The following is a 14,138-nucleotide window of genomic DNA, read 5'->3' as shown; positions in this document are numbered from 1 at the left end:
TCCTTTCACCCGCCCCCACCCTTCTGTATAATCCGCCTCCCATTGGCGCAGATAGCCAAAACCGCCCGTAGCTCAGCTGGATAGAGCGTCGCCCTCCGGAGGCGAAGGTCAGAGGTTCGAATCCTCTCGGGCGGGCCATATACAAAGAAGCCCGCTTATGCGGGCTTCTTTGTATATGGCTCACTCCCAGGTTTTGTTCAAACTCAGGTTCGACTCTAAGGCAGCAAAGCTGCCGTAGAGCAGCGAGCCCAACGGGCGAAGCTAATCCTCCCGCACACCACCCGCATAAGCGGGCTTCCTTATATATGGCAAGCTCCCAGGCTTCGCTCGAACTCAGGTTCGACTCTAAGGCAGCAAAGCTGCCGTAGAGCAGCGAGCCCAAAGGGCGAAGCTAATCCTCACGCACACCACCCGCTTATGCGGGCTTCTTTGTATATGGCTCACTCCCAGGCTTCGTTCGAACTCAGGTTCGACTCGGAGGCAGCAAAGCTGCCGCAGAGCAGCGAGCCCAAAGGGCGGAGCTCATCCTCACGCACACCACCCGCTTATGCGGGCTTTCTTGTATATGGCTCACTCCCAGTCCCAGGCTTTGTTCGAACTCAGGTTCGACTCGCAGGCAGCGAAGCTGCCGCAGAGCAGCGAGCCCAAAGGGCGAAGCTAATCCTCACGTACACCACCCTTTTATGCGGCTTATGCGGGCTTTTTTGTATGTGGCTCACTCCCAGGCTTTGTTCGAACTCAGGTTCGACTCGGAGGCAGCAAAGCTGCCTTAGAGCAGCGAGCCTAAAGGGCGAAGCTAATCCTCTCTGATTACATCAGCTTCTTCAGACAAATTTTCTTAGATAGACATATATCGGCTCAGGCCAGCCACAAAAGTCTATTAGCAGCCCTACCCCAACGGCACCCCCAAAGGCTCAATCACCACTTGCTCCCCATCTTCTACACTGCCGCTATCCCGCGCCAAAACGATAAAGCAATTAGCAGAAGCCAGACCGGTAAGAATATGGCTCCCCTGGGTGCCAACTGGCTCCACCACCAATGCCCCACTTTCATCAGTGCGATAAACACCCCGTTGGAAATCGGTACGGCCGGGCTTTTTCTTCAGGGGTTTTAACAGTTTTGCCTGTAAGGTCTGCGGGCCAGTCCACTGATCGCCTTTCATCACACTCAGGGCCGGCAAGGCCAGCTGGTAGAAAGTAACCAAAGCGGAAACCGGATTGCCGGGTAGGCCAAAGAAAGGGGTTCCCTGTAGGAAACCAAAGGCAAAAGGTTTGCCTGGCTTCATCGCTACTTTCCAGAAGCCAATCTCTCCCAATTCTTCCAACACTTCACGGGTGTAATCCGCTTCACCAACGGAGACTCCTCCGGAGGTAATAATGGCATCGGCCTCTTGGGAAGCGCGTTGCAAGGCATTGGTGATGGCCTGTTTGTTATCGGGCAAAATACCCAAGTCCAAAATTTCCAGATCCAACTGATCGAGAGCAGCCAATAGGGCAATGCGGTTGCTATCGTAGATATCGCCTTTGCCCAGGGCTTCGCCGGGCTGACGCAGTTCATCGCCAGTAGAGAAAAGGGCAATGACTGGTTTGCGCACTACTGCCACTGTGCCAACACCGGCAGCGGCGAGCAGGGCGATATGGGGAACGCTAATACGCTCTCCGGCCTTAAGCAGGCTAGCCCCTTCGGCAACATCTTCACCGCAGCGGCGAATATGATCTCCAGAGCGAACTTCACCGTTTATACGTATCGACTCTTCCTGGGCATCGACATTTTCCTGCATCACCACCGTATCTGCACCGGCGGGTACTGCGGCTCCCGTCATAATGCGCACGCAAGTGCCCGGGTTCACCACACCGTCAAAAGGTGCACCGGCAAAAGATTTGCCGATCAGCTCTAACGGTAAGCCACTGGCCAAGTCTTCGAAGCGCAGGGCGTAACCGTCCATCGCGGAGTTGTCGCAGGGCGGTAGGTTTACTGTGGAGATAACATCCTCAGCCAATACTCGACCGGCGGCTTGTGCCAGGGGCAAAGTCTCAGTGCCACTGATTGGACTCAGTGCTTCGAGAAGTTTTTCGCGGGCACTTTCTATGGGCATCAAACCCGGTTGGCTACAGCAGTCGATAGTGGGCATAGAGAATTTCTCTTACTTCAGTCCTTTGCGGTTAGGGCAGAGTGATCAGTGGTTTCGATCCTGGAAATCAGGGCGTCTTTGATTGACCATCCACACAGCGGCTTCCACACGGGAGCGCATCCCCAATTTCTTCAATAAGTGTTTAACGTGCACCTTCACTGTTGCATCACTAATATCTAATTCGCGAGCAATTAATTTGTTACTCAGGCCATCGGCGATTAATTGCAGTATTTGGTATTCACGACTTGTGAGAGAGGAGAGGATATCCGCTCCAGAGTTATCCGGTTTGCGCAGTGCCGAGGCGAGAATTTCAGTGAGGCGCTGGCTAATTGCAAGCTTGCCATGAGTAGCCAGAATGACTTGTTCAAGAATATCCTCAGGCTCCATATCCTTGAGCAGATAGCCATCGGCACCGGCGCGGATACAAGACACCACGTCGGCATTATTATCAGAAACGGTGAGTATCACGATACGCGAGGAAACATCTGCAGCACGCATTGCGCGCAGTGTATCCAGCCCATCCATACCGCGCATATTCAGGTCCAGCAGAATAAGGTCCGGCTCGTGTTGCTTGGCCAGCACCAGCGCTTCCTCTCCACTACTGGCCTCGGCCACCAGCTCCAGGCCGGGCTCCATTGCAAATAATTGTTTAAGGCCTTTGCGAAATAGCGGGTGGTCATCGACCATCATTACCGTAGCAGAAGAAATCATAGAGAGCCCCGCTTCAATTTGAAAATTGGTTTAAATCTGTACAGTGACTTTACCATAGCGTCCCACCTCGGCACTTACCCCCTAAGAGGTAGCTATTACTCCAGGGCAAAAGGGTTACTTCCTGTTGGTAATTGAGTAGGCTCAAACCCCGGCCCATAGTGGCTGTACGAATCATTTCGAGGAGGAGTGGCCGCCGTGTCTGACATCTACGAGTGGGCCCCGGAGGACAGCAAATTCTGGCAGTCCAAGGGCAAGAAAATCGCAAACCGGAATTTGTGGATATCCATTCCCAGTTTGCTGTGCGGCTTCGCCGTGTGGCTCTACTGGGGCATTATTACCGTTCAAATGCTGAACCTTGGCTTTCCCATTGCCAAAGCCGATCTGTTTACCCTAATGGCCATCGCCGGCCTCACCGGCGCTACCCTTCGAATACCGAGTAGTTTCTTTATTCGATTGTTCGGTGGGCGCAACACCATTGTATTTACCACAGCCCTATTGATGATCCCCGCCCTCGGCACTGGTATCGCCCTGCAGAGCAAGGAGACTCCACTGTGGGTATTCCAATTGCTGGCGCTGCTGTCTGGTATCGGCGGTGGTAACTTCGCCTCTTCCATGTCCAATATCAGTTTCTTTTTCCCCAAGGAAAAGCAGGGACTGGCGCTTGGCCTGAATGCGGGTCTGGGCAACTTCGGTGTTACCACCATGCAGATCCTGGTACCGCTATTTATGACCTTCGGTGCCTTCGGCGCTGCTGGCGGCGATCCCATGACTTTGGTGAGCAGCTCTGGCTCCCTGATTGGCAAGATACCGGCCGGTTCTGAAGCGTGGATTCAAAATGCCGGTTTCGTGTGGTTGCTGTTCCTGATTCCGCTGGCCTTTGTGGGCTGGTTCGGCATGAACAATCTGCGCACCGACGAAGTCACCCCGGATGTGGGCAGCTCTATCGGCGCGATGATGAAGATGACCATGATGTTGGGAATCGGCCTCTTCACTGCAATCGCAGGTCTGTGGCTGCTGCTTCCCGAAGCGGCCAATGGTTCAGGCTGGGGCGTGCCCAAGGAAATCGTGCTGGTGTTGGTAATCACTGCCACCGTGTTCGGTTTGAAACTGCTGCCCGGTGAGATCAGAACTAGCCTGCAACGCCAATACCGTATCTTCAACAACAAGCACACCTGGGTAATGAGTGTGATTTACACCATGACCTTCGGCAGCTTTATCGGTTTCGCGGCGGCCTTCCCCCTGGCTATCAAAGTGATCTTCGGGTACAGCCATATGATGGTAGACGGGGTTATGACTCACGATACCATCAACAACAACGGCCCCAGCGCCCTGATGTACGCCTGGATGGGGCCATTTATCGGCGCCCTGATTCGCCCGGTAGGTGGTTGGATCTCCGACCGTATCGGCGGAGCCCTGGTTACCCAAATCTGTGCCGCAATCATGGTGGCTAGTGCCCTGGGTGTGGCCTATTACATGAAGGCCGCCTACGGCTCAGCCACGCCGGAAGAGTTCTTCCTGCCCTTCTTCCTGCTGTTCCTGGTGCTGTTCGCCGCTACCGGTATCGGCAATGGTTCTACCTTCCGCACCATCGCCATGGTGTTCCCGAAAGAACAGGCAGGTCCGGTATTGGGATGGACCTCAGCAGTTGCCGCCTACGGTGCCTTCTATATTCCCAAGGTCTTCGGCGAGCAGATCAAAGCCACTACCCCGGAATACGCCCTGGCAGGCATTGCCATTTTCTACGCGGTTTGCCTGGTGGTTAACTACTGGTTCTACCTGCGTAAAAACGGGGAGTTCTATAACCCTTAATTCAGTTTCACTCACGGGATACCGTTGCTTCGGGGAGGTTTTTACCTCCCCTTTTTTATGATGCACTGGTGGAGAAGCGATACCTTTTTCACAGATATTTCCCTCAGCCATTTTAAACCTCCATATTCCGCAGAAGTTTTCAGTGCAAGATTATTCAAAGAGAAATAAGAGGCTTACAAACCAGCAAGACTACCGGCCTTAAACTGGGCAAAGTAGGTAGTGCCTTCACGCAGTTCTAGGCGCTCGCAGGAGAGACGGGAAATATCTGCGTAGAATACCTGATCAGCAGCGGCTAACTGTAAACGCATGCGGCCGTCGGTAAGGCTCTGCTTAGCAACTAAAGTTACCGGCAGGCAATTGAGAATACTGGACAGGCCTGGCTTCTCTACACTGAGGCTGATATCTCCAGCTTCCAGCAGAAAAGCAGCGGTATCGCCTTTTCGATAATGGCCTGTCACCCTATCTGCAAAGATGGAAATCCCCCCTAAATTCAAAGTCAGCAGACCATCATTTAGAGATTCCACTCGCGCTTCTATCCGGCTGCGACAGCTATCCCCTACGCCGTGGCTATCCAAGCGTTGGGCAACTTCAGGTAAAGGAAGTGGTGCGGACAAATTAGCAGAATCCATCCACAAACAGCACTGGGCCAGCAGCTGGATTTCATCAAAATCGTGACTGGTCCAGATTACCAGCGCCGGATATCGAGCCCAGAAATCCCGAAGGGTCGGCAATAGGCGTCGCAGTACCTGGGCACGGTCAACCGCTGATAGTGGCTCATCAAATAATTGCAGCTGCGCGTTATTAAAAAGCTGGCGTAATACAGCCACTCGCTGGGCCTCTCCACCAGACAATAGGTCTACCGGCTGATGAAGCAGCGCTTCAATACCAAAAGCCTTTAGCAGCCGATCACACTCTTCCTCGGGCAGTGGCCTGCGGCTGTAACGGCGGGCCAGTGCCAGGTTATCTGCCACCGACTGGCCGGCAAACAAGCGGCTATCCTGAAAGCCCAAAGAAAGCGTTCTCTTGTGGGTAGCCAGGGCGCGGCGTCCGCGCTGCCAGACTGTATTGGCAAAAGTGATATTGCCACGGCAATGGCGCTGTCCAGCCAGGGCTGCCAACAATGTACTCTTGCCGCTGCCGGAGGGGCCGGTAAGACCAAAAATCCCAGAGGCAGGCAGCTCTAATTGCCAGGGAGCCGCAGCGTTAAGCGAAGTCACCAGCCCTGCAACACTCAGTCCGGTGGAATCAGAAGTGGTAGACGCAGTACCGAATAGGGGTAAGGTGATTTCCATTAGCCCAGCACCCCCATTACCGGTTTAGCCTGCTCGTTGTTTGATCTGCGCGGGGCCAAACTATGTCCCAGCCAACGGGCAGCGAGTAGCAGTATCGTAGTAATTCCCATCAACATCAAAGCCAGCCGGTGCGCCGCACCGTATTCCATCGCCTCCACATGTTGATAAAGAGCGATAGAAACCACCTGGGTCTCACCGGGAATAGCACCACCAATCATCAGTACTACCCCGAACTCACCCAGGGTATGGGCAAACGTTAAAGCGCAGGCACTCACAATAGCGGCGCGACTCGCCGGCAAAAGAACTTTTAATAATGCCGCCCAGGGCGGTATACCCAGTGCTGCGGCAGCCTGGGTCAGGCGCTGACCATTGGCATTAAACGCGGCTAGCAGCGGCTGCACCATAAACGGCAGGGAATAAATTACTGACGCAAATACCAGGCCGGTAAAGGAAAACACCAAAGGGCCATCAAAAAGTTGTGACAGCCACTGCCCAGGAGCATAGTTAGGGGAAAATAAAAGCAGTAAATAAAAACCCAACACCGTGGGTGGCAGTACCAGCGGCAGGGTAATTAATACCTCGATACCGTGGCGCCAGCGGCTCTGCCATTGGCTCAACTTCCAGGCCAGGGGCACGCCGATAATAAACAGCAGTAAGGTAGTTAAGCCGGCCAATTTCAAAGTTAGCCACAGGGCCTGCCAGTCGGCAGCGGCGATATTCATAAGCCACTCCCTCCATCTCTACTTCGATATTGAGTCGGCAAAACACCGTAACCCAGGTGGTGCAGTTGCGCCTGCACTTCCCCTGAACGCAAATACTCAGCGAGGGACTGCGCCTCTTTAGGCCGACGACTCTGGGTGGGAATCAGCAGCTGCTGTTCAATGGGTTTGTACAAATGCTGCGGCAGCAGCCAGTAGTTATCGCGGCCGGCCGCTTGCATCTGGCTGGCGGCGACAAAACCCAGCCGGGCATTGCCGGAATCCAGCATTAAATAGGCTTGGCCGGCATTGTGAGCCCAGGCTAATTGAGTCTGTTTTTTCTTCCACAAATCCAGGCGTTGCAGCGCTTGCCGGGCGGCACTGCCGAACGGCGCTACTTTCGGATCGGCTAATACAATTTTATCGGGCCAGGTTTGCAGTAACTGCTCAATGTTCGATTCCGATTTTGGGTGCCAGAGAGCCAGTAAACCCAGGGCGTAAGTCTGACGACTGTTGGCCAGTGCCCCACCCTGCTTTTCCAACAGTTCGGGGCGCTCACGATCCGCAGACAGGAATAAATCGAAGGGCGCGCGGTGCGCTATTTGTTGGTAGAGCACCCCGGAGCTGCCGCTACTGATTTGCACCACACAGGCATGGCGACGCTCAAATTCCGGCAGTACCTGTTCCAGTGCCGGGCGGAAGCTGGCCGCTACCGCCACCCGCAAGGTGCAGTTATCCGCATTAACCGGTAGCGCGATGGCCACCAGTAAAGCGGATAGCAGCAGGCTCAGCCGGCGGACCACTTTTCCATCTCCGCAGCATCACTGGCCCGGGCTTCAACCCAGCGCTCTGAAGGCTTACCGGACTCATCCGCTACCGCTTCGCGCTTCCAGAAAGGCGCCTCAGTTTTGAGGCGATCCATGATGTATTGGCAGGCGGCAAAGGCAGCCTGGCGGTGGGGGCTGGTAACGCCGACAAAAACAATCTCGTCGTTGATCTGCATGGGGCCAACACGGTGGACGATAGTCACACGACCCAGGGACCAGCGATCGCGGGCATCATTGATAATCCGTTGCAGGCTTTTTTCCGTCATGCCCGGATAGTGTTCAAGGGCCAGGCCGCAGACATCACTACCGGCATTGAAGTCCCGCACCGAACCCACAAACAGGGCGCAGGCACCATCGCCACTGTTGCCTTGCAGCGCAGTATATTCAGCCGCTACGTCGAGGGGCGTTTCACAGACTTCAATACGATCAACGGCTTTCATATTGGCACCACTAACCGCCGGTAACCGGCGGGAAAAATGCAACTTCATCCCCAGCCTTCACCTGGGCTCCGGTTTCTGCCAGCTCCTGGTTCAGGGCCATACGAATATCGTCTCTTTGCAGGTGCGGGCTCCAATCCGGGTGCTGTTCACATAGGGTTTTGCGCAACTCGCTGAGACTGCCGGAAAAGTCCTCCAGGGTAGTCTCGCCCATGCCCAATTGCTGGCGCAGACGGGCGAAAAACAGAACCTTTACCATCGCTTTACACCTCTGAAATTTTTACGCCTTGTCCGCGGCATCGCCGCGCCAGTGGCCGCGCTTACCGCCGGTTTTTTGCAGCAGGCGGGTCGGGCCGATTTCCATCGCCGGGTCTACGGCTTTGCACATATCGTAAATGGTCAGCGCCGCTACCGAAGCTGCGGTTAACGCTTCCATCTCTACTCCGGTGCGACCGGCCAAGCGGCAGAAAGCGGTGATATGCACACTGTGCTTTTCCGGCTGCAATTCGAAATCCACCGCTACTTTGGTCAACGCCAGCGGATGGCACAGGGGAATTAAATCCGAGGTTTTCTTGGCAGCCTGGATGCCGGCGATACGAGCTACAGAGAGCACGTCGCCTTTTTTGTGCGTCCCTTGGCTCAGCAGTGCAAAAGCCTCTGCACTCATACAGATGCTGCTCTCGCCCAGGGCGCTGCGGTCAGTGATGTCCTTCTCGGTAACATCCACCATGCTGGCTTCGCCACGCTGGTTTAAATGGGTTAACTGGCTCACAAATTACCCCCGGCTCTCGCAGGGCGCGCTGGCAAAACGCACATGAGGGATAAAGTTACAGGGCTTGTGCCGGGCATCCAGTTGCTCCAGCAATATGCCTTCCCAAGCCGTGCGACAGGCTCCGGTGGAACCAGGCATACAACATATCAGTGTGCGATTAGCGAGGCCGGCGAGCGCGCGGGATTGCACGGTGGAGCTGCCGATATCCCCCAGGGAAATATGGCGAAACAGCTCGCCGAAGCCGTCGACGGTTTTATCGAACAGCGGGCTCAGGGCCTCCGGCGTGGAGTCGCGATCGGTAAAACCAGTACCGCCGGTCACCAATACCACCTGTACTTTGGGATCGGCAATCCAGGCGGAGACCACCGCGCGCATCTGGTAAACATCGTCCGGGGTAATGCGCTTATCCGCGAGCTGATGGCCGGCAGTTTTGAGGGCTTCCACCAGGTACTGGCCAGAGGTATCAGTCTGCTCGTTGCGGGTATCGGATACGGTAAGTACCGCGATATTGAGCGGTACAAATTCTTTGCTAGCGTGTGCGGACATATTCAGTGGTCTCTCAAAAAACTGTTTTCTGGAGTTTTATCCGGCGTACTCAAGCCGAGATAATCTGCCGGCGTATTGATATTGCGATGCCAATCGCCGGCACTTTTTATGGGTATGGATTTGGCCCCCAGGTGACGCAGCAGCGCGCCGACAGAATTGCGCGCACTGCCTTCGACGGCACGGCGCAAATAATCCAGGCAGTCACCATTTAACGGCAGCCACAGGGGAAAAAAGAAGTTTTCAAAATAACAGGGCCGGCCACTTGCCTGCCCCTCTGCCAATAACTCTGCGAGGTGCTCCCGCCCAAGTAGGGGCATATCTACTGGAATCACCAGGGCTGCATCGGCACCGGTTGCCAGGGCTACCGAATAAAGGCCGCCCAGTGGACCCCGCTCCGGCACCAGGTCTTCAATCGCTCCAGGGCGGGCGCCGCTGGTCACGACTTTTTCCAGCGGAAGCTCACTCAGCAATGCCTCGGCATGCTGCAAAAAATTGCCCCGTTGGGGGTGGGCCAGCAGGGCCTTGTCTCGGCCCATCCGGCTGGAGCGGCCGCCGGCCAGCACCACGCCGATTGTCGATTTGCCAACAAGAGCCCTGGCCATAACCCTAGCCCCCCAGCATCGCCAGATTGCGGGTAGCGCCGGTAAAACCTTCGTGCAGTTGGTGGCCTGCGGTTTTATCCACAATCAACTCACGGATATGGGCTGCCAGCGCTTCGCTATCGCCGGCGGCAATGATTTCGCGCATATCAAAGCCCTGGTCCGCAAACAGGCACAGGTGTAGCTTGCCCTGGGCCGATACCCGCAGGCGGTTGCAGCTTGCACAGAAGTCTTTGCCGTAAGGGGTAATCAGGCCGATACGGCCGGCGTAATCCGGGTGGAAGTACTCCCGCGCCGGACCGGCATCGCGGGTGCGGATCACCTGCTCCCAGCCTTCCCGCAGCAGCAGGGTTTCTATATCGCCGCCGGAGACATGGTTGCTGGCGAAGAACTCGCGGTTATCGCCGGTGCGCATCAATTCAATAAAGCGCAGGGTCACCGGAGTCTCTCGAACCCAGGCGAGGAAATTATCCAGCTCGGCCAGGTTGTACTGGCGCATCAGCACTGCGTTGACCTTGGTATCGATACCCAAGGCCAGGGCGCGATCCAGGCCTGCTAAGGCTTTATCCAGGCGGTTGTGACCGGTGATATGGTGGAATTGAGCCGGGTCGAGGCTGTCGATACTGACATTCACCTGATCCAAGCCCGCGCGGTGCCAGTCGTCAATCTGACTGGGCAGGCGGTAACCGTTGGTGGTAATGGCTAAGCGGCGAATCTTATCGCTAGCGCGCACGGCTTCGAGCAGCGGCACCAGGTCTTTGCGCAGGGAGGGCTCTCCGCCGGTAAGGCGTACCTTTTCCGTACCCAGTGAAGCGAAAGCGTGCACCAATGTGCCCACCTCAGCGACTGACAGAGGATTTTCCCCTTCCAGGGAACGTCCGCAACCGATGCCCTCGGGCAGGCAGTAGTTGCAGCGGTAGTTGCAGATGTCCGTCACGGACAGGCGCAGGTAGTAAAACCTACGGCCAAAATTGTCTTGTAACATTAAACGCCTTTCCAATTTCGGGAGGCCGCGCAGTTTCCCGCTAGACCCTGGTGGCCGGTACGGCCACGGTCCCGGCACCTTGCAACGTCAATAAAAAACGGCGCTGTTTAGGTAGCGGGACTCGGTGTTTAAACTGATGTCAGTGTATCAAGCTGGTTAATTTATGCTTGGGGCAAAGGTGGTACTCCCTAGGTACTCACAGTGATGCCAACCGTTAAGGGAAATAACATCACAAAATAGAAATTCAGTAGGCAGAATGGCTAAAAACCGAAAAATTCCCCTAAAGAAATTCGTCGGTTTTTATAAGTAAAACCCCGGCCAGAGCCAGGGCCTCGCTATGGAGCGGCTTTATTTAATTAGAAATTGGCGGTCACCATTAACCAGAACTTGTCGGTATCCACGTTGTGATCGTCAGCCTGGTAAGAGGCGTATTTCACCAGTGCAGAAATTTCCTCTGTCAGCTTGCGGCCGTAGCTGATATTCCACTCATGGCCATAATTTGCGGAACCTTCATTCGCATCAAAATTGTGATAGGCCATATTCAACTTGCCACCCACAAGTTTCATAGCACCGCTGATATACATATCTTCAATGCCTTCACCTGGAGTCACCAAGAACTGGTCGGTGAAACCTTGGAATTTATGCAGGGTAGCCAGCGGCGTTTTGAAACCAACGCCATTATCAGAACCCAGTACTTCATAACCGAGTTTTGCGGTTACCGGGCCCAGGTCTGCGCCAACTTCCGCCAGATAGTAGTCGGCATTGTAGTCGAAGGGGTTATCCCCGGTATCGTCCTGGCGCGCGTAGCTTAGATTAGCTTTTACAGGGCCAAAACTTCCTTTGTAATCCACCCCATAGGTGCGGCTGGAATTATTCACGAAATTTTCTAAATCCAGGCTGTAAACAAAACCACTGACTTTATGGTTTTCGGCCACCGGGTAGCTGGCATGGAGTAGCTGGATATTGCCTTCAAATTCGGCGCCGGCGCTATCTTCACCAAAAACCCGGTTTACGTTGTACACGTAGCTATAGTCCAGCTGCAGGCTGTCGGCGCTGCCATACTGATAGCGTATGCCGTCGTAAGTCTGCTCGTTCTGCCTCCAGCCAACACCGCCAACAAAGCGCTGGCCATCGAGGTTAATACGCTGGCGACCAGCAGTAATTATGGAATTTTCTCCGTTATAACGGATATAGGCCTGGTTAACCTCGGTGCCATCCGGATCGGCCACTACCGGGTAATTAGTTTTACCATTGACGGTGGAGTTGTAATTGTCGTTACCGACTGCAGTAACATCGTCCATCTCAAGAAAACCGCTGAAGCCGCGATAGCTGCCACTGCGCCAGTTGAGGCGGGTTCTCAGAGTGGACGCGAGTGCATCCCCATTAATACCATCCTGGTCATAATCTTCCTGATCGACGATCTCTACGCGATAACGCAGATTCAACCCGACTTCACCGGATTTAAGCGCGTCGACAAGAGTGGCATTTTCACCATCCTGCGCAGCGGCCTGCAATGCGACTGTGCTGCAGGCCCCCAACAGTAAAGCACCGAAAATTTTGGGAAATCTGGAAATGGTCATTACGCTTTTCCTTTGCAACAACGGAGTGACAGTGACAAATTACAATTTTTCAGACGTGGTTGAAACCACAGTTTTTCTCGGTAGAAAAAATAAATACTTCCTACCCTTTACACACACATAATTCCATTTTGGTAGTGGGCGCTACCTATCTGGCAAAGCCGCAGAGTTACTCGCATCCTCATGCAAAAAATTATTTTGCCTGGCGAAGGCCAAACGCTGTTGATATTGCTCCCTCTGGATTGCCAGATACATTACCAACATACAAACTGCCAGCACGCCGTAGAGCAACATAAATGCCGCACTGTGAATACCCACTAAATCCTGTGCGATACCAAACAGGACCGGCAGAGTAAAACCACCCAGCGCACCGATTGTGGCTACAGTGCCACCGACACTGCCCATATGTGCTGGAAAATTATCGTGTAGCGCCTTGTAAACCGAAGCGCGACCAAACCCCTGGGCAATACCAATTACCAGCAACAACAGGGTAAACAACTCAATGCCCACCTCGATATTTAGATGCACATCCCGTTCCACCCCGTGAATCGTCATACTGGTTGGGGGGTAACTGAGAAAAAACAGGCATACCAAGCAGGTCCAGAACACACTCCAATTCACCGTGCGCGCACCATAGCGATCTGCAAACCAGCCACCCAGCGCACGCAGTGAACTGGACAGGGCCACAAACAGCAGGGTCAGCGCCATCGCCACCTGGGTACTGACTTCGTACACCGCCAGGTAGTAATTCGGCAGCCACAGTAAAAGTGCGAGAAAGCTGCCGAAGACAAAATAATAATAGAGCCCATAACGCCACACCTTGATCTGCATCAGTGGCCTTAGATGGTGCTGAATTTTTGCCTTGTTGCGACTGCGCATATAACGGGTTTCTTCAGGTGCACAAAATTCGAATAACACCACCATAAGCAAAATACCAACCGCATAAATCGGCCCAATCCATTCACGCCCCAGCCAATTCTGGATCGCTGGCGCCAGGGCCAGGGTAATCGCCGCCCCGGCATTGCCTGCACCAAAAATGCCCATCGCGGTGCCCTGCTGCCTCCTTTCGAACCACGGAGTGATATAGCGAATACCCAACACAAAGGAGACCCCGGAAATCCCCAACCACAAACCGGCCAGTAGATGCTCACCGTAACTCTCGATATAGGGCAAGAATAAAAGCACCGGCAGCAGCAATAGCATTTGCAGGAGGATAAGTTTTTTTGCCGAGAAATATTCCACCAACAAGCCCGCGGGAAAACGCAGTAGCGCACCGCTCAGAATCGGCGCGGCCAGTAAGATGCCGTATTCTGTGGCTGAGAGGTCTAGCTGCTCGCGGACTTCCACTCCAAGCACCGCGTAGAGTGTCCACACGGAAAAGTTTGCAGCAAACATGGCCGAGGCAAATATCAGCACACGTCCGGCGAGTTGCTGGGTATATTGCACGGCGGGCTTCTCCTGTTTTTTCAGTTTTCGGGAAAATGATTTGGTCACCACATCGGCTGCCCGATCAATACATATCTGTTGCGCCGCCACGAACGGATTGAAAAGAGCAGTATTGGTAAAGGCCACCTGCCAGCAAGATGCATAAAAACCCCGGTAATCACAATTACTCCCAAAAACTCTCCGCTCACAAGCCGATTTTTTATGGCTACTCAACAAGAGGTAAATCTTATTCAATAGGCAGCAGCTCCCCTTAAAAGGCTCTACCCCAAATGGGCTAACACCAAGCACCAAAGCCTTTATTCAGTACC

Annotated in this window: 14 protein-coding genes, 1 tRNA gene and 1 riboswitch; of the genes, 2 read left to right on the top strand and 13 right to left on the bottom strand. The window is 54.2% G+C overall.

Annotation, left to right across the window (positions count from 1 at the left end; translation table 11 throughout):
* Positions 1 to 61: 61 nt before the first annotated feature.
* A tRNA-Arg gene (locus ACJJJA_RS01990) sits at positions 62 to 138 on the top strand.
* 751 nt (positions 139 to 889) lie between these two features.
* Here ACJJJA_RS01990 and moeA read toward each other — a convergent pair.
* Positions 890 to 2,131, bottom strand: coding sequence for a molybdopterin molybdotransferase MoeA (moeA, locus tag ACJJJA_RS01985; protein ID WP_444903617.1), 1,242 nt, complete (start codon positions 2,129 to 2,131; stop codon positions 890 to 892).
* A 45-nt stretch (positions 2,132 to 2,176) separates the two neighbouring features.
* A complete protein-coding gene (narL, locus tag ACJJJA_RS01980; protein WP_252084129.1) occupies positions 2,177 to 2,842 on the bottom strand; it encodes a two-component system response regulator NarL in 666 nt (221 codons plus the stop codon).
* A 195-nt stretch (positions 2,843 to 3,037) separates the two neighbouring features.
* Here narL and ACJJJA_RS01975 point away from each other — a divergent pair, with 195 nt between their 5' ends.
* Positions 3,038 to 4,651 carry an MFS transporter gene (locus ACJJJA_RS01975; protein WP_444903616.1) on the top strand — a complete coding sequence of 538 codons (1,614 nt, stop codon included), beginning with the start codon at positions 3,038 to 3,040 and terminating at the stop codon, positions 4,649 to 4,651.
* A 173-nt stretch (positions 4,652 to 4,824) separates the two neighbouring features.
* Here the strand turns inward: ACJJJA_RS01975 and ACJJJA_RS01970 are convergent, their stop codons facing one another.
* From ACJJJA_RS01970 to ACJJJA_RS01920, 11 genes are all read right to left on the bottom strand, one after another.
* On the bottom strand, positions 4,825 to 5,943 hold the full coding sequence (locus ACJJJA_RS01970; RefSeq protein ID WP_444903615.1) for an ATP-binding cassette domain-containing protein: 1,119 nt from the start codon (positions 5,941 to 5,943) through the stop codon (positions 4,825 to 4,827).
* Positions 5,943 to 6,665: a molybdate ABC transporter permease subunit gene (gene modB / locus ACJJJA_RS01965; protein WP_444903614.1), complete on the bottom strand. Its 723-nt coding sequence runs from the start codon at positions 6,663 to 6,665 to the stop codon at positions 5,943 to 5,945. The genes ACJJJA_RS01970 and modB overlap by 1 nt, the downstream gene beginning before the upstream one ends.
* The gene (modA, locus tag ACJJJA_RS01960; protein WP_444903613.1) at positions 6,662 to 7,444 is read right to left on the bottom strand and encodes a molybdate ABC transporter substrate-binding protein; all 783 of its coding nucleotides are present in this window, start codon (positions 7,442 to 7,444) and stop codon (positions 6,662 to 6,664) included. Before modA ends, modB begins: the two co-directional genes overlap by 4 nt.
* Entirely contained in the window at positions 7,429 to 7,908 is a 480-nt protein-coding gene (gene moaE / locus ACJJJA_RS01955; RefSeq protein ID WP_252085941.1) for a molybdopterin synthase catalytic subunit MoaE, read from the bottom strand. Before moaE ends, modA begins: the two co-directional genes overlap by 16 nt.
* Positions 7,909 to 7,918: 10 nt before the next feature.
* Positions 7,919 to 8,164, bottom strand: coding sequence for a molybdopterin converting factor subunit 1 (moaD, locus tag ACJJJA_RS01950; RefSeq protein ID WP_282951930.1), 246 nt, complete (start codon positions 8,162 to 8,164; stop codon positions 7,919 to 7,921).
* Between the two features lie 21 nt (positions 8,165 to 8,185).
* A complete protein-coding gene (gene moaC, locus ACJJJA_RS01945; RefSeq protein ID WP_444903612.1) occupies positions 8,186 to 8,677 on the bottom strand; it encodes a cyclic pyranopterin monophosphate synthase MoaC in 492 nt (163 codons plus the stop codon).
* 3 nt (positions 8,678 to 8,680) lie between these two features.
* Positions 8,681 to 9,223, bottom strand: coding sequence for a molybdenum cofactor biosynthesis protein B (gene moaB, locus ACJJJA_RS01940; protein WP_108731355.1), 543 nt, complete (start codon positions 9,221 to 9,223; stop codon positions 8,681 to 8,683).
* 2 nt (positions 9,224 to 9,225) lie between these two features.
* Positions 9,226 to 9,825 (bottom strand): molybdenum cofactor guanylyltransferase, encoded by a 600-nt coding sequence (mobA, locus tag ACJJJA_RS01935; RefSeq protein ID WP_444903611.1) that lies wholly within the window; start codon positions 9,823 to 9,825, stop codon positions 9,226 to 9,228.
* A 4-nt stretch (positions 9,826 to 9,829) separates the two neighbouring features.
* Entirely contained in the window at positions 9,830 to 10,807 is a 978-nt protein-coding gene (gene moaA, locus ACJJJA_RS01930; RefSeq protein WP_252084121.1) for a GTP 3',8-cyclase MoaA, read from the bottom strand.
* Positions 10,796 to 10,946, bottom strand: a riboswitch (molybdenum cofactor riboswitch). (Overlaps the previous gene by 12 nt.)
* 217 nt (positions 10,947 to 11,163) lie before the next feature.
* Positions 11,164 to 12,387 carry an alginate export family protein gene (locus tag ACJJJA_RS01925; RefSeq protein ID WP_444887741.1) on the bottom strand — a complete coding sequence of 408 codons (1,224 nt, stop codon included), beginning with the start codon at positions 12,385 to 12,387 and terminating at the stop codon, positions 11,164 to 11,166.
* A gap of 141 nt (positions 12,388 to 12,528) precedes the next feature.
* On the bottom strand, positions 12,529 to 14,064 hold the full coding sequence (locus ACJJJA_RS01920) for an MFS transporter (protein WP_444903610.1): 1,536 nt from the start codon (positions 14,062 to 14,064) through the stop codon (positions 12,529 to 12,531).
* Positions 14,065 to 14,138: the final 74 nt, after the last annotated feature.

This window comes from Microbulbifer mixtoriginis (SeqCode), assembly GCF_052466865.1.
Note: the sequence above shows the minus strand (reverse complement) of the source record. Positions and strands in the feature narration are given on the sequence as shown.

Bases quoted from the DNA above. Each gene is read 5' to 3' on its own strand.
- moaA (WP_252084121.1), bottom strand. From the start codon at position 10,807: ATGTTACAAGACAATTTTGGCCGTAGGTTTTACTACCTGCGCCTGTCC.
- ACJJJA_RS01925 (WP_444887741.1), bottom strand. From the start codon at position 12,387: ATGACCATTTCCAGATTTCCCAAAATTTTCGGTGCTTTACTGTTGGGG.
- modB (WP_444903614.1), bottom strand. From the start codon at position 6,665: ATGAATATCGCCGCTGCCGACTGGCAGGCCCTGTGGCTAACTTTGAAA.
- moeA (WP_444903617.1), bottom strand. From the start codon at position 2,131: ATGCCCACTATCGACTGCTGTAGCCAACCGGGTTTGATGCCCATAGAA.
- ACJJJA_RS01970 (WP_444903615.1), bottom strand. From the start codon at position 5,943: ATGGAAATCACCTTACCCCTATTCGGTACTGCGTCTACCACTTCTGAT.
- moaD (WP_282951930.1), bottom strand. From the start codon at position 8,164: ATGGTAAAGGTTCTGTTTTTCGCCCGTCTGCGCCAGCAATTGGGCATG.
- moaE (WP_252085941.1), bottom strand. From the start codon at position 7,908: ATGAAAGCCGTTGATCGTATTGAAGTCTGTGAAACGCCCCTCGACGTA.
- moaB (WP_108731355.1), bottom strand. From the start codon at position 9,223: ATGTCCGCACACGCTAGCAAAGAATTTGTACCGCTCAATATCGCGGTA.
- mobA (WP_444903611.1), bottom strand. From the start codon at position 9,825: ATGGCCAGGGCTCTTGTTGGCAAATCGACAATCGGCGTGGTGCTGGCC.
- narL (WP_252084129.1), bottom strand. From the start codon at position 2,842: ATGATTTCTTCTGCTACGGTAATGATGGTCGATGACCACCCGCTATTT.